This window comes from Nocardia brasiliensis IFM 10847, assembly GCF_000710915.1.
Classification (GTDB): domain Bacteria; phylum Actinomycetota; class Actinomycetes; order Mycobacteriales; family Mycobacteriaceae; genus Nocardia; species Nocardia brasiliensis_A.
In genome coordinates this window covers 24,913-43,312 of the sequence record NZ_BAUA01000194.1, presented here as the reverse complement: position 1 = coordinate 43,312, position 18,400 = coordinate 24,913, and the positions used below count along the sequence as shown (strand labels likewise).

At 67.7% G+C, this 18,400-nt stretch carries 15 protein-coding genes and 2 pseudogenes; 12 read left to right on the top strand and 5 right to left on the bottom strand.

All coding sequences use genetic code 11. The features are described 5' to 3' along the window. Nucleotides 1-142: pseudogene (locus NBRGI_RS46965) on the top strand (diglucosylglycerate octanoyltransferase); the annotation flags it as partial. Nucleotides 143-145: 3 nt separating this feature from the next. After that, complete coding sequence (locus NBRGI_RS38255; protein ID WP_029902432.1) at nucleotides 146-988, top strand: DegV family protein; 843 nt, start codon at nucleotides 146-148, stop codon at nucleotides 986-988. 8 nt (nucleotides 989-996) lie between these two features. Here NBRGI_RS38255 and NBRGI_RS38250 read toward each other — a convergent pair whose 3' ends face one another. Then, a complete protein-coding gene (locus NBRGI_RS38250) occupies nucleotides 997-1,779 on the bottom strand; it encodes a DUF5984 family protein (protein ID WP_029902429.1) in 783 nt (260 codons plus the stop codon). An 838-nt stretch (nucleotides 1,780-2,617) separates the two neighbouring features. On the opposite strand from NBRGI_RS38250, the gene NBRGI_RS38245 reads away from it, so the two are divergent. From NBRGI_RS38245 to NBRGI_RS38230, 4 genes are all read left to right on the top strand, one after another. Then, entirely contained in the window at nucleotides 2,618-3,457 is an 840-nt protein-coding gene (locus tag NBRGI_RS38245; protein ID WP_370627914.1) for a helix-hairpin-helix domain-containing protein, read from the top strand. Nucleotides 3,458-3,833: 376 nt separating this feature from the next. Further along, entirely contained in the window at nucleotides 3,834-6,431 is a 2,598-nt protein-coding gene (locus NBRGI_RS44650; protein ID WP_235211249.1) for a ComEC/Rec2 family competence protein, read from the top strand. A gap of 305 nt (nucleotides 6,432-6,736) precedes the next feature. Then, entirely contained in the window at nucleotides 6,737-7,705 is a 969-nt protein-coding gene (gene holA, locus NBRGI_RS38235) for a DNA polymerase III subunit delta (RefSeq protein ID WP_029902424.1), read from the top strand. A 384-nt stretch (nucleotides 7,706-8,089) separates the two neighbouring features. Further along, nucleotides 8,090-9,289, top strand: coding sequence for an LCP family protein (locus tag NBRGI_RS38230; protein ID WP_051728355.1), 1,200 nt, complete (start codon nucleotides 8,090-8,092; stop codon nucleotides 9,287-9,289). Nucleotides 9,290-9,312: 23 nt separating this feature from the next. Here NBRGI_RS38230 and NBRGI_RS38225 read toward each other — a convergent pair whose 3' ends face one another. Beyond that, nucleotides 9,313-10,383: an aldo/keto reductase gene (locus NBRGI_RS38225; protein ID WP_029902419.1), complete on the bottom strand. Its 1,071-nt coding sequence runs from the start codon at nucleotides 10,381-10,383 to the stop codon at nucleotides 9,313-9,315. Nucleotides 10,384-10,506: 123 nt separating this feature from the next. Between NBRGI_RS38225 and NBRGI_RS38220 the strand changes: the two genes are divergently transcribed. Then, on the top strand, nucleotides 10,507-11,382 hold the full coding sequence (locus NBRGI_RS38220; RefSeq protein ID WP_029902417.1) for a helix-turn-helix domain-containing protein: 876 nt from the start codon (nucleotides 10,507-10,509) through the stop codon (nucleotides 11,380-11,382). Here NBRGI_RS38220 and NBRGI_RS38215 read toward each other — a convergent pair. After that, nucleotides 11,359-11,610, bottom strand: a complete 252-nt coding sequence (locus tag NBRGI_RS38215; protein WP_029902415.1) for a hypothetical protein — start codon at nucleotides 11,608-11,610, stop codon at nucleotides 11,359-11,361. The genes NBRGI_RS38220 and NBRGI_RS38215 overlap by 24 nt on opposite strands. Nucleotides 11,611-11,780: 170 nt before the next feature. Further along, the gene (gene rpsT / locus NBRGI_RS38210) at nucleotides 11,781-12,041 is read right to left on the bottom strand and encodes a 30S ribosomal protein S20 (protein WP_014982684.1); all 261 of its coding nucleotides are present in this window, start codon (nucleotides 12,039-12,041) and stop codon (nucleotides 11,781-11,783) included. Between the two features lie 324 nt (nucleotides 12,042-12,365). Between rpsT and NBRGI_RS38205 the strand changes: the two genes are divergently transcribed. The 4 genes from NBRGI_RS38205 (at nucleotide 12,366) to NBRGI_RS38190 (ending at nucleotide 16,678) form a co-directional block, all read left to right on the top strand. Continuing rightward, the gene (locus NBRGI_RS38205; protein ID WP_051728354.1) at nucleotides 12,366-13,985 is read left to right on the top strand and encodes a circularly permuted type 2 ATP-grasp protein; all 1,620 of its coding nucleotides are present in this window, start codon (nucleotides 12,366-12,368) and stop codon (nucleotides 13,983-13,985) included. After that, a complete protein-coding gene (locus NBRGI_RS38200) occupies nucleotides 13,985-14,956 on the top strand; it encodes an alpha-E domain-containing protein (RefSeq protein ID WP_029902411.1) in 972 nt (323 codons plus the stop codon). Before NBRGI_RS38205 ends, NBRGI_RS38200 begins: the two co-directional genes overlap by 1 nt. Then, nucleotides 14,953-15,795 carry a transglutaminase family protein gene (locus NBRGI_RS38195; protein WP_029902409.1) on the top strand — a complete coding sequence of 281 codons (843 nt, stop codon included), beginning with the start codon at nucleotides 14,953-14,955 and terminating at the stop codon, nucleotides 15,793-15,795. Before NBRGI_RS38200 ends, NBRGI_RS38195 begins: the two co-directional genes overlap by 4 nt. 94 nt (nucleotides 15,796-15,889) lie before the next feature. Continuing rightward, nucleotides 15,890-16,678: an aquaporin gene (locus tag NBRGI_RS38190; protein ID WP_029902407.1), complete on the top strand. Its 789-nt coding sequence runs from the start codon at nucleotides 15,890-15,892 to the stop codon at nucleotides 16,676-16,678. Between the two features lie 40 nt (nucleotides 16,679-16,718). Here the strand turns inward: NBRGI_RS38190 and NBRGI_RS38185 are convergent, their stop codons facing one another. Next, nucleotides 16,719-17,270 carry a type II toxin-antitoxin system PemK/MazF family toxin gene (locus tag NBRGI_RS38185; protein WP_014982689.1) on the bottom strand — a complete coding sequence of 184 codons (552 nt, stop codon included), beginning with the start codon at nucleotides 17,268-17,270 and terminating at the stop codon, nucleotides 16,719-16,721. Nucleotides 17,271-17,621: 351 nt separating this feature from the next. Between NBRGI_RS38185 and NBRGI_RS48840 the strand changes: the two are divergent. Continuing rightward, nucleotides 17,622-17,840, top strand: a pseudogene (locus NBRGI_RS48840) (IS5/IS1182 family transposase); the annotation flags it as partial. Between the last annotated feature and the right edge of the window lie 560 nt (nucleotides 17,841-18,400).

Genomic DNA, 18,400 nt, shown 5'->3' with positions numbered 1-18,400 from the left:
CGTGCCGCTGGTCGACCTCGCCGAAGCCGTGCGCGAGAACATCTTCTCCGGTGACGCGAACCCGGACGGTATCCACTGGGGCTGGGCCGGACACGAGGCCGTGGCCAACGCGATGGTGAAGGCTCTGCAGGAGGTTCGGTAGTCCGTGGCCGTCGTGGTCGTGACAGATTCGTCGGCCAGCCTTCCTGCCGAATTCGTCGATGAGCTCGAGATCGAGGTCGTCCCACTGCATGTCCTGATCGGTGACCGCGCCATCCGCGAGGGTATCGACCCGATCGAGATCGACTACACCGCCGACACGGTGACTACCTCGGCCGCCTCACCCGGTGAACTGCGCGCCGTGTACGAGCGGGCCTGGGCGCGCAGCGGTGGCGACGGCGTTGTCGCGGTGCATATTTCGCGTCAGCTCTCCGGTACCTGGGAGGCGGGCAGGCAGGCGGTGCGGGATATGGACGCCGCCCATCGCGTGCGGCTCGTCGACTCGCTCGGCGCGGGACTCGCCACGGGGCTGCCCGTGCTCGCGGCGGCCCGACGCGCCCGCTCGGGCGCCGTGCTGGACATCGTCTACGACACCGCGGTCGCCGCATCGAGCCGCGCCCGCACGTTCATCCTGGTCAATCGGACCGAACAGCTGCGCCGCGGCGGCAGGCTCAGCTCGGCCGCCGCGTTCTTCGGCAGCGAGCTGGTCACCAAACCGCTGCTGCAAATCGTCGAAGGGCGTCTCGAACTGCGCGAGAAGGTGCGTACCCGATCCAAGGCGTTCGCGAAACTCGTTGCGGCAGCGGTGGATGCGGCAGGGGAGGACGGTGCCGCGGTCGCCGTCCAGCACCTCGGGGCCGAAGAGGCCGCACAGACCGTCGCCACGCAGCTTCGCGACATGGTGCCTGGGATCCGGGAACTGATCGTGGCCGAGTTCGGGCCCGCCCTCGGCGTGCACCTCGGGCTCGGGGCCGTCGGCGTGCTCGTGCTGCCGGGCGGCTGCGCGTAGCCGCCCGGTCAGGGCAGGGCGGACGACGATCGGCGCAGCGCATCGGCGCCGGACCGCACCGCTGACCAGTCCGTGTCGGGTCGCTCGTTCATCGCGCGGGCGAGCCATCGTGCCCGGTCGTCTTGTTCGTACGCGAGGTGGTCGAGGTCGACATCGATACCCGTTGGGGGGCCGGATGATTCGAACTCGCGCAGGCGGGTCGCCATGGCGGACAGCAGCGCGCGGTCGAATTGTATGACGGCGCTGCGGAATTCGTCGGTAGGTACGCTGATCCGGCCGGACGACGGTGCGGTGAACTCGATCTCGTGCTCCGGGTCCGGCGGGTGGTGCCAGGCCAGGGTGACGGTGTCGGCGGTGCCGTCGACCGTACGCCACCAGCGCAGGTGCGGGCCGAACCAGAGGTAGCCGGTGTCCAGGGTGTGTTCGCCGTACCAGGTGGCGGCGGCGTCGGCCTCGTCGGATTCGGTCCAGGACCAGTCCGCGGTGTCGGCGCCGATGAAATCGGCGAGATCCTCGGGGACCGGTTCCAGCACGCTGGGGAGCAGGGCCAGCAGATCCTCCCACAGACGGGCCACGTAATAGGCGACGTAGCAGTCGAAAGGCGTCTCCACGCCGCCGGACTGCGTGCGCAGGAGTTCGGTGGTGCGCGCGGAGTAACGCAGTAAGGCTTGCCCGCCGAGGTCGATGCCGTACCAGCCGTCGGTGAGCGCGAACCACTGCAGCGTCCGGCGTTGCTCTCCCCACGGGGCGACTCGGTCCACCGGCGCCAAGCCGAAACGGAAACGGATCACCCGCCAAGTCTGGCATCAGCGGCGTGGAATCCGGGTGCGCGCACACCGGTGATCCGGCTGCCGGTCTGCGTGTCGTCGGCGAGTTGTCCCCATCGCGCGACGGTCCACAAGACAGGCGAAATACCTGTTCGGCCAAGACCTTTGCTCCGCCCCCGAAACTACGTTCGGTCCCATGTCACGACAGCAAGAGCGCGACCGGACCCACCAGCGCCTCGGCACCCTGACCGCCCGCGTGCGCGCCGGACAAGGCACCAGCTCGAAACCACCGCGCACCCGGCGACCCCACGTGTCACGGGCGCTGGCGGTGAAGCGGTGGGAGGCCGGGGGACTGCGGGTGCTGACGGAAACGCAATCGGCACCGCAACCGAGCACCGGCGCATCACCGATTGCCGAGCCTTCGCGTACGGACTCGGCACCGAGTCGTGTGGACCGCTGCGATTCCGCGGTGGGCGATCTGAACGGAGCCTCGGATGTGCATGCGCGGACAGGGGTTCCGGCAAGCGCCGGCGCGCGGATGGACGCGAACCATGCCGAGCCTGGCGCGGCGATGCCGTCGATGGTGGTCGATCGTGCCGACTCAGGACCAGGTGTGCTGGCAGACTGCGCGATGCAACCCCGACTGGCGGATGTGTCGGATGCGAGCCTCGGCGCGGACAGGGCACGTCCGATCCCTCAGGTGAACTGGGCTCTCGGAGGGTTGGCTCCCGCGGCGGATGTCGAGGTGACCAGTGCGGGCGACGACATCGGGGTTGCAGGGTCGCGCAGGAAGGAGGAGCCGGGGGCTCTGCCTGGCGTGCACCGAGGAGGTTCAGGGCTCGAAGGCAATTGGGACGAGGAGGTGTTGGCGCCCGCGGTGGACTGCGAGGCTACGGGCGATGACGTCGGGGTAGTGCGGTCGCCGGGATGGCTGACGGAGCCGGCGGCTCGGTGCGGGTGGCGGGATCGGTTGGTACCGGAGCGATTTCGGGGGGCCCGGATCGATCCCGGGCGGCGCGGGGTGTGCACGCTGCTGGCGGTCGGTGTGGTGGCGATGGTGGTGGCCGGAGTCGTGATCTTTCGCGAGCGGCCGATCGCACGGCCGGTGCCGCCACTGCCCGCGGTGCACTCGACTGCTGACGCCGCGGCACCCGCCTCTCCGCCTGGTGCGGCAGCGCAGAGTGGGACCGGGCCGAAACCTGTTGAGCCCAGCTCGTCCGCGGGCGAAGTGGTGGTCAGCGTCGTGGGGTTGGTGCACCGGACGGGGTTGGTGCGACTCCCGACGGGAGCGCGGGTGGCCGATGCCCTCAACGCGGCGGGCGGCCCGCGTGACGGTGCCGACACGACCGGCCTCAACCTGGCTCAGCGACTGTCCGACGGCGACCAGGTGCTCGTCGGCCCCTCCGGCGCCGACCCCGCGGCACCGAAACTCGGCAGCGCGACAATCAGTGCGGGCGGCCGGCCCGCCGCCCCTTCCGCTTCCGGCTCCGCCCAGCCCCCACCATCTTCGGGCCGCCTCGACCTCAACACGGCAACCGAAGCCCAACTCGACGCCCTTCCCGGCGTCGGCCCCGTCACCGCCAAAGCGATCATCACGTGGCGCACCACCCACGGCCGCTTCACCGACATAACCCAACTCGGCGACGTAGACGGCATCGGCCCAGCCCGCCTCGCCCGCCTCCGCGAACTGGTGCGGGTATGAGGGCCGCGGGGTTCGATCCAGTCTGTGTTGCCAACGGCGTTGTGTCGGGGCGCGGCGGCGGTCGCTCAGTGCGCGAACCGCAGCCCCATCGCAATCGCGCGATTCGGCGCGACGCCCAGCATCAGCCCATGGCGGCCTGCCCGGCCCCAAGGACGGGTGCAGAGATGACGGTCTGCCGCGTCGTAATCGCGGAGTTCGGTGTGGCGAAGAGTGTCGGCCCGGCCTGGCCTGCGCGGTGCGGTGGACGGGGGCGGGGATGAGGGCAGGCGGTGTGGTCGAGGTGCCCGGAGAGGAGAAGGAGGAGCGAGGGCGGGAGGTGCTCGATGCGCGGTTGGTGCCTGCGGCGTTGTGTTGTTGGGGGGCAACGATTGTGGCGTTGACTGCGGGGTGGGTGGTGGGGGTGTGGGTGGCGGTTGGGCTGGTTGTGCTGGCGATCGGGTTGTGGGTGCTGCTGTTGTGGGCGATGGCGCATCAGCGGGTGCGGCAGCGGGCGGTGGCGGTGGTGGCGCTGGCGGCGGTGTTGCTCGCGGGCGGGTTCGCGGTGGCGGCGGCGTGGCGGGAACATCAGGCGGCGGCGCATCCGTTGCGGGCGCTGGCCGGGCATTCGGTGCGGGTGCTGGTGACGGCGAGTGATGACCCGAAGCCGGTGCGCGGCAACGCGTTCGGTGGAGAGCGCTGGCTGCTCAGGGCGAACCTGCGCGAGTATCGGGACGGGGAGCGGACGGTGCAGACCGGTGGCGCGGTGGTGATTCTGGCCGTCGGTGCGGGCTGGGCACAGTTGTCGCCGGGGCAGACGGTGCAGTTCCCGGCCAAAGCCGACCTTCCCCGGCAGCGTGACCTCACCGTCGCGACGCTGCGGGCGGTGGGTGAACCGAAGCCGACGGGTGTTCTGCCCTGGTGGCAACGGCTGGCACGTTCTGTGCGTACCGATTTCGCGGGGGCGGTCACCCACGCATTGCCCGCCGAACCGGCAGGGTTGCTCCCCGCACTCGTCGTCGGGGACACCTCGGCGCTGTCGGATCAGGTCCGCGAAGACTTCGAAATCGCTGGGCTGGAACATCTTTGCGCCGTGAGCGGTACGAACTTCACGATCCTGCTGGCGGTGGTACTGGGCGTCGTACGCGGGCTCACCCTCGGTCCGCGTGCTGCCGCACTGGTCGCCGGGCTCGTGCTGGTGCTGTTCGTGGTCGTCGCACGGCCCGACCCGAGTGTGTTGCGGGCCGCAGCGATGGGGTCGATCACCCTGCTCGCGTTGGTGACTGGTCGGCGGAAGCAGGCACTTCCGGCGCTGTGTGCGGCGATCATCGGGTTGCTCGCCGTGTGGCCCGCGCTCGCGGTTTCGCTGGGCTTCGCGTTGTCGGCCTGTGCGACCGGCGGACTGATCTTGCTGGCGCCGAGTTGGGCGGACTGGTTGCGTGCCCGCGGCTGGTGGCGTCTGCCCGCGGAACTTTGTGCGGTGGCGGCGGCCGCGTTCGTCGTGACGGCTCCGCTCGTCGTTGCGGTGACCGGAAAGCTCAGCCTCGTCGCGATTCTGGCGAACATGCTCGTCGAACCGGTCATCGCACCGATCACCGTGATCGGTGCGGTCGCCGCGGTGCTGGCGTCGATCTGGTCGCCCCTGGCCGAATTGGTCGTGCACTGCGCGGCACCTCCGCTGTGGTGGCTGCTGTTCGTCGCCGAGCACGCAGCAGCGGTGCCGGGTGCGTCCGTCGCGATGCCCGGTGGCTTGTGCGGCGGCCTGCTCGCCGCGGCGATCGTCGTCGCCGGCATCCTCGCGTTGCGGTTCGCGGCCAGCCGCAGGATGGTGCTCACGGTCGCTTTCGGCGTCGCCGCGGTGCTGGTTCCGGTCCGCATCTGGCATCCCGGCTGGCCCCCGTCCGGTTGGGTGCTCGCCGTCTGCGACGTGGGCCAAGGTGACGGGCTCGTACTGTCCACCGGCGACGGTTCCGCAGTGGTGATCGACGTCGGTCCCGAACCCCGGCGTATCCGAATGTGTCTGAACCGCTTGGGTATATCGCGCATCGCCCTTCTCGTACTGACCCACCCCCATGCCGACCACATCGGAGGGCTCGCAGGCGCGCTGGGCGGCCGAGCGGTCGCAGCGATCGCGGTCGGTGCGCAGGAGTTCGGCGGTGCTCAGGAACTCGACGAGGCGCTGATCGGTCCCCGGCCGTCGGAACCGGCATCGAAGGTCGCTTTGGGGCCGGTCTCGCACCAGGCGGATGCCGACAGTTGCGAAGCACTTGGGGCACAAGGTGAACCGCCCGGACCTTCGATAGGGGCGGAGCCGAACGGCGGTGAACTCGAGGCCGCGCGATGTGTCCCGGCGGTGACCGGGTGTGGGCAGTCAGGGGTGGAACGTACGCTGTCGTGCGCGTCCGACGAGTGGTGTGTGACCGCGGGTGAACGGTGTCGGCGAATTGGTGCACCACCGGCGGTGCGCTCCGGGGGCGCGCGAGTCGAGAACCTGACTCAGGTTGCGGATACTGCACGGCGCGAACGGATTCCGGTGTTGGCGCTTGCGGCTGGGCAGGTGCTGGAGATCGGCGGGGTCCGGTTGACGGTGCTCGCACCCGAGCTGACGAGCGCACGACCGGCCCCCGGCGCCGAAGCCGAGGATGCCAACGACCGGTCTATCGTTCTCGCCGCCGACACCGCGGCCGGTCGGATCCTGCTGACCGGTGATATCGAGGCTCCAGCCCAGCAATCACTGCTACGGCAGGGAATCGCATTGCGCGCCGACATCCTGAAGCTGCCGCACCACGGATCCCGGACGACCGCGAAAGTGTTCCTGGACGCGGTGCACCCACGCCTGACTCTGATCAGCGTCGGCGCCGAGAACACCTTCGGTCACCCGCACCGCGGCGTCCTTGCCGAACTCGGCGCCCTCGGCACCACCGTCCTGCGCACCGATCACCACGGCGACCTCCTGGTCCTCGCCGGCAACCCACCCACAACCATGACCTCCCGCTAGTGCAGTGCGGCTTGTAAAGCAGATCGCAATACACGGTGGCTCGCTCGGAATCTCGCGCGATCCGCGCCGGCTCGACAACGACGTCGCAGGGCCGACCGTGGTGGGGGTCGAACTGGGGGCAAAGATTCGATCGGCTCGATGCGAGTTGCCGGGTCTTGCGCGGTGCGCGGTGAACCTGCGGGGAGGCTGTCGGTGGGTCACCGTAGGATCGCTGCCGTGACCGACCATAACGAGCGTCAGCGAGTGAACCGCAGGCATGGTGCTTCGTCGGGTGGGGCGAAGGTGCGTGCCGGCGGGGCGGAGTCATGAGCGCGCCCGCACCGTTGCACCTGGTGCTCGGCGATGAAGAACTGTTGGTCGAACGAGCGATCGGCGCGGTCACCGCGCAGGTGCGGGACATCGCGCCGGACCCCGATGCCGTGCCGGTCGACCGCATGCGGGCGGGTGACGCGAGTACCGCGGAACTGGCTGAGCTGCTGAGTCCGTCGCTGTTCGCCGAGGACCGGGTCATCATCTTGGAGTCGGCGGCCGAGGCGGGCAAGGAAGCCGTCACCGTGATCACCGAAGCCGCGAGCGACCCGCCGCCCGGTGTGGTGCTCGTGGTGTTGCACTCGGGTGGTGGCCGAGCAAAAGCGTTGGTCCCGGCGCTCCAGAAAGCCGGTGCCGTCCAGCACGATTGCGCCAAACTGACCAAGTCCGCCGAGCGAGTGGAGTTCGTCCGCGGCGAGTTCCGCAACGCGGGCGTGCGCGTCGCCGGTGACGTGGTGCAGGCGATGTTGGAGTCCATCGGCTCCGAGCTGCGCGAGCTCGCCGCGGCCTGTTCGCAGCTCGTCGCCGACACCGGCGGCAAGATCGATATCGCCGCCGTCCGGCAGTACTACTCGGGCAAGGCCGAGGTATCCGGGTTCGACGTGGCAGAACTCGCCGTCGCCGGCGACCGTCCCGGTGCGATGGAGGCGTTGCGCTGGGCGAACGATCGGGGCGTGCCGCACGTGCTGCTCGCCGACGCCCTCGCCGATTCGGTGCACACCATCGCCCGCGTCGGCTCCGCGGGCCGCGGCGACCCGTTCAAACTGGCGCAGCAGCTGGGCATGCCGCCGTGGAAGGTCAAGAAGGCGCAGGCGCAGGCCCGCAACTGGACCCCCGCCACCATCGGTTCCGCCCTCCAGGTCGTCGCGACACTGAACGCCGACGTCAAAGGCGGCGCCGCCGACGCAAGCTACGCCCTCGAACACGCTCTCACCCGCATCCTCGACCTACACTCCGCAAACTGATCCGAAGGCCGACCGTGTCGTAGTGACCCAGGCGCCGGTGTCGCAAACCGTGATGCCAGCTGTGTGCTGTACCACAGCTCGTGACTTCTGCCGGAACCGGTCGGCGTTGCATCACGGGTGTCCTGCCGTGCTCGCCGGAAAGGGTAAACCGAGCCGTAGAGCGCGTTTTGTCCGAACCTCGTCGACCGCTCGAAGCCTCGCGATGCATTTTCCGGCTCCCGCCGATACGCCCTCAACCAGCATGTTTAGGCAAGATAGCAAATTGCTGGTTACTCATTTCGTGTCAGACTTGACTGGGTTATGGGTGAACACTCGGCACCGGTCCTTCCGGTCGACGAATCCCGGCGGGCCCGTGCGCGGCACTCTCGTCGGTCGATTCGGAATGTGCATGAGCGGCCGGCTCGCCGGGTCGGGCGGATCGTGGTGAAGGTCGTCATCGGCGGGTTGTCGACGGCGATGCTCGCGGGGACCGCGGTCGGCTGGGCGACAGAGGCCAGGTTCGATCGAGGATTCACCAGATCGGCGGCGCTGGGCGTGAACGCGCCGCATTCGCTCGCCGGGGACATGAATGTCCTGTTGATCGGCCTGGATACCCGGAAAGACCAAGATGGCAACGACCTGCCGAAGGAGATCCTCGATCGACTGCACGCGGGCGACGGCGAAGAAGGCGGCTACAACGCCAACACGCTGATCCTGGTGCATATCCCAGCGGACCTGAAAAAGATTGTGGCGGTATCGATTCCGCGCGACGACTACGTCTCGGTGTCCGGCATCCCGGGCTACACCAAAGCCAAGATCAAGGAAGCGTACGGCCTGAAGAAGGCCGCGGTGCAGGACGAATTGATCAACCAGGGGATGACCGACAAGAAGTCTTTGGAGCGGGCGGGCCGGGAGGCGGGCCGGGCGTCGGTCGTGCAGGCGGTGCGCGATCTGACTGGAGTGCCGATCGATCGGTTCGCCGAGGTGACCCTAGCCGGCTTCTACGATCTCGCCGAGACCCTCGACGGCGTCGAGGTGTGCCTGAATCAACCGGTGCGGGACCTCGAGTATTCGGGAGCGGATTTCCCGGCCGGGCGCCAGCGACTCGATCCGGCGCAGTCGCTCGCCTTCGTACGCCAGCGTCACGGTCTGGAGAACGGCGACCTCGACCGCACCCACCGCCAGCAGGCGTTCCTCACCTCGGTGGCGCTCGATCTGCGCCGTTCCGGCACGTTCACCGACCTGCGCAAACTGAACGCACTGATGGACGTCGCGCATCGCGACATCGTCCTGTCCGACGGCTGGAACGTCACCGACTTCCTGCGCACCCTCGGCACCGCGGGCAACCCGGCCGTCGAGTTCCGCACCCTCCCCGTCCTGCGCTACGACTCCATCAACGGCCAGGACGTCAACATCGTCGACCCGACCGCCATCCGCCGCGAGGTCCGGATCGCCTTCGGCGAACCGGACCCCGCCACGGCTCTGTTCAAATCGGCACCCCCGCCCGGGGGCGCGACCGTCGCCGAAACCGCCGATCCCGCACCGGATGTCGGCAAACCGGTGCAGGCCGCGATCGCCGGTGACACCATCCCCTGCGTGAACTGAGCGCCGCGCCCCAGCGATTCGGCTCAGGCGCGGGCCTGGATTTTCAGATCGCCGGACACCACATTCCGAGTCATCGGCCGGGCCAGCATGTCGTGCGGGAAACCCAGTTCGATCGCACTGACCTGTTCCAGGCGGCCCAGCTGTCCGGCGTCGAATTCGACGTCGAGCGCGCCGAGGTTGTCCTCCAGTTGCGCGGCGGTCCGCGCGCCGATGATCGGCGCGGTCACCCCCGGATTGCGTAGCGTCCACGCCAACGCGACCTGCGCGGGCGACCTGCCCAGCTCACCGGCCACGTCCTTGACCACGTCGGCGATGCCGAGTGTCCGTTCGGTGAGCGAACCCTGGGCCGCCGCAACGTTTTTGCGGCTGCCCTCCGGTGAGCTTTCGGCGTTGTGCGCGAGGTCGTCCCGGCTGTACTTACCGGTGAGCACGCCGCTGGCGAGCGGCGACCAGGGGATCACGCCGAGCCCCAGCTCCCGCGCCATCGGGATGAGATCGCGTTCGACGGTCCGCTCCGCCAGGTTGTATTCGATCTGCAAGGCGATGAGCGGTGACCAGCCGCGCAGGTCGGCGATCGTCTGCATGCGGGCGACCTGCCAGGCGGGCGCATCCGAGATGCCGACGTAGAGCACCTTGCCTGCCCGCACGAGATCGTCCATGCCGCGCAGGATCTCGTCGACCGGCGTGTGGAAATCCCAGGCGTGCAAGTAGAGCAGATCGATGTAGTCGGTGTTCAGCTTGCGCAGGCTCGCTTCGACCGAGGCGAACATGCTCTTGCGATGGTTTCCGCCGGAATTCGGGTCGCCCGGCCGCCGCAGCATGGTGTATTTCGTTGCCAACACCAGGCTTTCACGGTTGTTCGCAGTGAATTCGCCGAGAAGTTGCTCGGAGGTGCCGTTGGTGTACATGCTCGCGGTATCGATGAAGTTTCCCCCGCGATCGACATAGGTGTCGAAGATCTTGCGTGCCTCGTCCTGGTCGGCGCCCCAACCCCAATCGGCGCCGAAGGTCATCGTGCCCAGCGACAGCGGAGACACCCGAAGGCCCGAACGGCCGAGCAGCCGATAGGTATCGAGGGTGAGCGCTCCGGACATGTCCAGCTCCTTTTGTCGGTGCTTCCGTACTGATGAAAGCCAGTCTGGAACGGTGCAGCGGCAACGGTAAGGGAAGGTTTTTCCTGGGAAGGTCAGTCCTACTCAGCCGTACTATCAAGGACGATGACTGGAACGGTGAACGCGGATCGAACCCATGAGCTGGCCGCCTTCCTGCGGGATCGGCGTGCGCGACTCGCCCCGGGCGACCTCGGCCTGCCGCAGCGCAAGCAGGCCCGACGCACGCCCGGGCTGCGCCGGGAGGAGGTCGCGGAGCTGGCCGGGGTGAGCACCGACTACATCGTCCGGCTGGAGCAGGCCCGTGGCCTGCGTCCTTCTCCGGAGGTACTGGACGCCCTCGCGCAGGCGCTGCGGCTGAACGCCGACGAGCGCGCTTACCTGTTCGATCTGGCGCAGCAGCGGCAACCGAACGCGGGCAAGCCGAGCACGGTGCCCGCACCCGCGCTGGCCATGCTGGTGGCGGATCTTTCGCCGCTGCCCGCGATGCTGATCAACCATCGCTACGACATCCTGGTCTGGAATCCGGAGATGGCACGGCTGACCATCGACTTCGACACGCTGCCCGCCCGGCATCGCAACACCATGTGGCTGTGCCTGATGGAGCCGAGCATGCGGGACTTCTACGTGGAGCGGGAGCGGATCATCCGAGAGGGGATCGCGGATCTGCGGGCGGCCTGGGCGGCCCATCCCGACGACCAGGCGCTCGGCGACCTGATCGGGGAGTTCATCGCGCACAGTCGTGAGTTCGAGGCCGCGTGGGCCAGGCACGACGTCCGGGTGCAGGGCCGCGGCGCCAAACCGCTGCGGCACCCGATCGTCGGTCGGTTGGTGGTCAATTTCGAGGTGTTGATGCCGGTGCAGGATCCGGACCAGCGCATCGTCATCTATCGCGCGGCGGACGAGGATTCCCAGGCGGCGCTGGATCGGCTGGCCGCCGACCCCACACCGGCAGCGGGGTCACTCGACCGAGCTGAGCACTAGCTCCTCGCCCTCGTCCACCTCGTCGTCGTAGCGGCCGTCCCACTCCTCGTAGGCCGGTACTTCCTCGTCCCTGGTGACGACCCACTCCAGCGAGTAGTTGCCCTCATCGTCGATGGGCACCATCACGTTCTCGATCTTCACCCCGAAGCCGAGTACCTCGGCTGCCCGGATCACATCCGGCAGATCCTCGGCACGGACCACGGTCTGATTGGCGTACACGGTAACCATGCGCCGAATGGTAGCTGGAACCACTGACAAGCTGTGGGTCGATCCGCAATCCCCGCAGATGAACAGTTCGCGCCGTCCGGTCCGGCCGCGGGCACGACAAAAACCGCCGTGGTCGTCCAGGCCACGGCGGCTGCGTCAGTATGTGCGGTACCGGAATCGGTACCGGCGGATCAGAGCTTGTTCAGCGCGAGCGCGAGCGCCGACTTCTTGTTGGCGGCCTGGTTGGCGTGGATGACGCCCTTCGAGGCGGCCTTGTCGAGCTTGCGGCTCGCGAACTGGAGCTGCGCGGCGGCCTTTTCTTTGTCGCCGGCCGCAGCGGCCTCCCGGAAGCTGCGGATCGCGGTGCGCAGCGCCGACTTGACCGACTGGTTGCGCTTGCGCGCTTCCTCGTTGGTACGGATCCGCTTCAACTGGGACTTGATGTTGGCCACGCCTGTTTCCTCGTGTTCCTGTCGCTGAGTGATGTGCTGGGAAAGTTCCTATGCGTGCGTCACACCCTGGGTAAACGGGTAACGCAACGCCGAAGGTCGAGGGTACCAGCCGCCGTCCGGCGCACGAAATCGGCACCGGTCGCCCCGGTGAAACATGCCGACCGGTCGCATGCGGAAATGGGCCGAATGACCGGAAGGTCACGAGTGATGCGAGAAATTTACCTGTGTCTCACACAGCATTGCCGCTGCGTGTAGCACGATTTTTGCATGACTCCCGCCTCTCCGCCACGTTCGGCGCGACCCGCTGCGTCCGAACCGGTCGGTATGAACGGGTTGTTCGAGGGTTATCGCCCCGGCCGCTACGCCGCCGCGTTCGACGAGATGTTCGACGGCTCCGGCCGCGTCCGCCAGCCCTATCGAGGGCTGTTCGCCGCCCTCGACCCGATCGATGTGTCCGATCTGGCGGCCCGCTCGGCCGCCCTGGACCGGGCCTTCATCGACCAGGGCATCACCTTCTCGCTGTCCGGCCAGGAACGACCGTTCCCACTGGATCTCGTGCCGCGCGTGATCGCGGCAGCCGAATGGGCGAAGCTCGAGCGCGGCATCAAACAGCGGGTCGTCGCACTCGAACTGTTTCTCGCCGACGTCTACGGCGAACAGAACATCCTGCGCGACGAGGTGATCCCGAAGCGACTCGTCACCTCGTGCCAGCACTTTCATCGCGAAGCGGCGGGCCTGATCCCGCCGAACGGGGTGCGCATCCACGTCGCGGGTATCGACCTGATCCGCGACGAGCGCGGCGATTTCCGAGTGCTGGAAGACAATCTGCGTTCGCCGTCCGGGGTTTCGTACGTCATGGAGAACCGGCGCACCATGGCGCGGGTCTTCCCGGATCTGTTCTCCTCGCATCGGGTGCGCGCGGTCGGCGACTATCCCGGCCATCTGCTGGCGGCGCTGCGTGCCTCCGCCGCACCGAACGAAGCCGATCCGACGGTGGTCGTGCTGACGCCCGGGGTGTACAACTCCGCGTACTTCGAGCACTCGCTGCTGGCCCGGCAGATGGGCGTGGAACTGGTCGAGGGCCGCGACCTGTTCTGCCGCGACAACGTCGTCTACATGCGCACCACGGCCGGAGAGCGGCAGGTCGACGTGATCTACCGGCGGATCGACGACGCCTTTCTCGATCCGATGCATTTCCGGCCGGACTCGGTGCTCGGCGTCGCGGGACTGCTCAACGCCGCGCGAGCGGGCAATGTCGTCATCTCCAGCGCGGTGGGCAACGGGGTCGGCGACGACAAGCTGATCTACGCCTACGTGCCGACGATCATCGAGTACTACCTCAACGAGAAACCGGTGCTGCCCAACGTCGACACCTACCGCTGCTGGCTCGACGACGAACGCGACGAGGTGCTCGACCGGATCGCGGAGCTGGTGGTCAAGCCGGTCGAGGGCTCGGGCGGCTACGGCATCGTGATCGGGCCCGACGCCACCCCGCGGGAACTGGAGGCCTCGCGCCGACGGATCAAGGCGGACCCGCGCGGCTGGGTGGCGCAGCCGGTTGTGCAGTTGTCCACCGTGCCGACCAAGATCGGCAACGAGCTGGTGCCGCGGCACGTGGATCTGCGTCCCTTCGCGGTCAACGACGGCGACGAGGTGTGGGTATTGCCCGGCGGGCTTACGCGAGTGGCACTGCCCGACGGCTCGCTGGTGGTCAATTCGAGCCAGGGCGGCGGCAGCAAGGACACCTGGGTGCTGTCCGGGCGGGACTCAGCGGCCGATCGGGAACTCGCGGGCGCGGAACTGGTCAGCGATCCGCCGCAATCGGATTCGCGCGAAGTGGGCCGCGACCTCACGGCCGCGCAGGCGAATCAGCAACAGCAGCAACAACAACAGGAACAGCGGCAATCGCGACCCGGGCAGCGGCGAGGGACGGTGAGCCCCTGATGCTGGCACGCAACGCGGAATCCCTGTACTGGATCGGACGCTACGTCGAGCGCGCCGACGACACCGCGCGCATCCTCGACGTCGCGGTACACCAGTTGCTCGAAGACGCGACCGTCGACCCGGACCGCACGTCGCGAGTGCTGCTGCGGGTGCTCGGCATCGAGCCGCCGGACGGCACCCTGGACGTCTGGTCGGTCACCGACCTGGTCGCATTCAGCCACGACGGCGGCTCGATCATCGACTCGATCGCCAATGCCCGCGAGAACGCCAGGGGTGCAAGGGAAGTCACCTCCAGCGAGATGTGGGAGTGCCTGAACGCCACCTATATCGGGCTGGCCGTCGCGGAGAAGGCGGCGCGCAGTCTCGGGCCACACGAGTTCTTCCACTACGTGCAGGACCGCGCCGCCATGTTCGCCGGGCTGTCCGACTCCACGCTCAGCCGCGACGACGGCTACCGGTTCCTGCTGCTCGGCCGCTCCATCGAACGGGTGGATATGACTGTGCGGCTGCTGCTTTCCCGCGCGGGCGACCGCACCTCCTCACCCGCCTGGGTGACCGTCCTGCGTTCGGCGGGCGCACACGACACCTACTTGCGCACGCACCGCGGTGCGCTGGATGCCAACCTCGTGGCCGAATTCATCCTGCTGGACCGGCTTTTCCCGCGTTCGGTGTTCCATTCGGTGCGGGTGGCCGAAGCCTGCCTCGCCGAACTGGACCAGCGGCCGAGCAGCCGCGTCGGCGCCAGGCACGAGGCGCAGCGACTACTCGGCCGGGCGCGCAGCGAGCTCGAATTCCTGCCGCCCGGGGTGCTTTTGGAGGATTTGCAGAACCGGCTGCTGTCGCTGCAGAAGACCTGCCGGGAAGTGAGTGAAGCGATCGCATTGCAGTACTTCCACGCGGCCCCGTGGGTGGCGTGGACCGATCTGCGTAGCAGTCGAGACGACAATGTGCAGGTCGAGGGGGAGCTATGAGCTGGCGAATTCGGGTGGTGCACACCACCGGTTACGTCTACGACGCGCCCGTAACGCGCTCGTTCAACGAAGCCAGGCTGACGCCGCGCGCCGACAGCAGACAGAACGTGATCCTCAACCGGGTGGAAACCGTGCCCTCCACCCGCTCTTATCGCTACACCGACTACTGGGGCACCGCGGTCACCGCGTTCGACCTGCACGCTCCGCACACCGAACTGGAGGTCACCGGCTCCTCGGTGGTGGAGACCGAGCCGTTCGCCGGACCGGCCGAAGAGCTGGACTGGGACGAGTTGCACGCCGGGCACATCGCCGACCGCTTCGACGAAATGCTCGCGCCCACCGTGTTCGTGCCGGCCGACCGCACCCTGGCAGGTATCGCCCGCCAGTTGGCCAAGGGCCTGCCGCCTGCGAAAGCCGTTGTGCGCGCGGCGGAATGGGTACACAGAGAGATGACCTACCTCGCGGGTACCACGTCCGTGCACACGTCCGCGATACAGGCGTTCGCCGATCGGCAAGGGGTCTGCCAGGATTACGCGCACCTGACCCTGGTGCTGTTGCGCAGCATGGGCATTCCCAGTCGCTACGTCTCCGGCTATCTGCACCCCGACCCGGCCGCCGAGATCGGCGTGACGGTGGCGGGACAGTCGCACGCCTGGATCGAAGCCTGGACCGGGATGTGGTGGGGCTACGACCCGACCAACAACATCGCGATCAGCGAGCAGCACATCTCGGTCGGCGTCGGCCGCGACTACGCGGATGTGCCGCCGCTGAAAGGCATCTTCTCCGGCGGTGGCTCCACGGATCTCGAGGTCGTTGTAGAGATCACTCGTCTCGCGTAGCGTCCGGGTAACACCGTTGATCTTGAACGGCTCTGTTTTCGAAGCGGCACCACGGTTGGCACTGGCTACTCGTTGAACGCGGAAGGTGGAACAGATGTCTCCAACGGCTCAAGAAGTTGTCGAGGAAGTCGCCGAACTAGGGCCGATTCCCGAATCCAAGAAGTTCGGGGCGGAGGCGCTGGGCACCTTCGTCCTGGTGATCGGCGGTGTCGGAACGGCGGTGCTGGCGGGGGATCGGGTCGGCGCGCTCGGCGTGGCACTCGCCTTCGGGCTCACGCTGCTGTTCCTGGTCTACGCCATCGGGCCGATCTCCGGCTGCCACGTCAATCCCGCGGTGACGCTCGGTCACCTGCTGCTCGGCCGGATCGGCGCGGTCACCGCGGCCGGCTACTGGATCGCGCAGTTGATCGGCGGTTTCCTCGCCGGGCTCGTGCTGTTCGCGCTGGCGAAGAACCTGCCGTCCTACGATCGGGCCGTGGCCGGGCTCGGCGCCAACGGCTGGGGACGGCACAGTCCGTCGGCGCAGACCGGGCCGCTCGGCGAGGTGGTCCTGCAGAACGGTTACGGCATGGCCGCGATGATCATCATCGAGGTGATGCTCACCGCGCTGCTGGTCTTCGTGGTGCTCGCCTCGACCGACCAGCTCTCCGACGTGCCACTGGCCGGCCTGTCGATCGGCGTCACCCTGGCCGTCATCCACCTGATCTCGATTCCGGTGGACAACACCTCGGTGAACCCGGCCCGCAGCCTCGCCGTCGCGCCCTACCAGGACGGCGCCATGGGCCAGGTCTGGGCGTTCGTGGTGTTCCCGCTCGTCGGCGGCGCGCTCGGCGCGCTGCTCTACGGGCTGCTGTTCGGCCGCTCGCGCAACCTGCTGTCCTGACCGCTGCTCGCCGGGCTCGGCCGAGCCCGGCGACTTCGGTTCAGTGCCAGGCGTATTCGGCGCACAGACGGTGGGCCACCAGGTCGAAGGTCTTGCGCGGCAGGATGGCTCCTTCGCGGCGGATGCCGTCCTCGGGAACGTCGAGCACGCGGTCCAGCCGGACCCAGCTCGGCCGGCCTTCGGCGTCCCAGCTGCCGCTGCCGATGCCGACCCAGTTCCGGTCGAAGGCGCGGTCCGCTTTCGAGGACAGCATCAGGCCGAGCAGCGTCCTGCGATCGCGGCCGACCACCAGGACCGGGCGATCCTTGCCGTTGGCCGGATCCTCCTCGTAGGGCACCCAGGTCCACACGATCTCACCGGGATCGGCGCGCCCGTCCAACTGCGGCGAGTACACGATCTGCCGCGCCCGTTCCGCGGTCGGCACCGGCGTGGACGCGGTCGGCCGCACCCGCACCGGACGTGTCCCACGCTGGGTCAGCGAACCGACCAGACGCTCCACCAGCTTCGGTCCCTGCTGCCGGACGATCCTGGGACCCTGCTCCTTCGCGATGATGCCGAGCTGCTTGCCGAGGGAGTTCCAACTTCGGGCCATCTTCGCAATATAACGGCGTACGCCGCGCTTCTCATCCGTGCCGCACCGTCGTCGAACGGCTGGAATTCGTCGATATGGGCTTGCAATACCGGATCGGCTGCTCGCGGTCGAATGAAGCCCCTCGTAACCAGGGCTGTGTCGGCAACCGAGACCACCCGGTCACTTATAGCGTTATGGCATCGAATGTGTGAGCGCTCACGACAGGCGGCCATCCGGCTCTTCGAGCCAGGCTCTTCGAGCCAGGCGTCGAAGTGCGGGCATGGGGAGCGGAGTGCGGCGACGCCGAGTTCGGCGATGGCCAGCGGGCCATCATTGGTTTCGAATATTGCGGGCAGTTCGTGCGTGCGGTCCCCGGCAGTGCGATCGCGGCGCGGGCCGCGACGACGCAAGCCCGCGAAACTGCACGCCGACAAGGCATATGATGCAAAGCTGCGTCGACGGGTGCGCGACCGGGGCATCATCGTCCGGATCGCCCGCAAGGGCATCGAATCCAGTGAACGCCTCGGCCGCAACCGGTGGGTGATCGAACGCACGAGCTCGTGGCTGACCGGCTACCACCAGCTCAACATCCCGGCCGCCACGCTCACCCGCTTCAAGAAACTGATGAAAGCTAAACCGGCGACATGAGACAACGGTCTCAGGTTCGAGACCTGAATTTCTCAATCGGATAGAGGGGTACGGTGGTAATGAGGACTCCGTACACCGCCAGTAGAACCACAGCGGCGGTGCTTAGCTCCCTGAATGGGTCAGCCAAGATGTACGCAAGATAACCTAATGGCGGCAGACATAACAGGGCGCCGCCGCCGCCCCAGTAAAGGAATGTTCTGTTCAGCTGCTTCCTGCGGATCGGATCGGTCTTCAGATGGTCTGGGATGTATCCTCCGTAGCCTTCGGATTCGCTTGTCGCAGTTCCGCGAAACCCTTTCGAGGCAACATAAATCGACCCGAACATAATTAGTCCATAAATCAGAGCCATAAAAAGCGGACGCATAATTTACCCCTGTAGCCCATCGCTTTGAGGTGCAGGCTGCCGGGAGAGCTATCTCCCGGCAGCCTACACATACTGGATGCTACCTCAGTCCAGTGGAGAGATACCGATTACCAGGGCAACTACTGCGGCAATCGTTTTC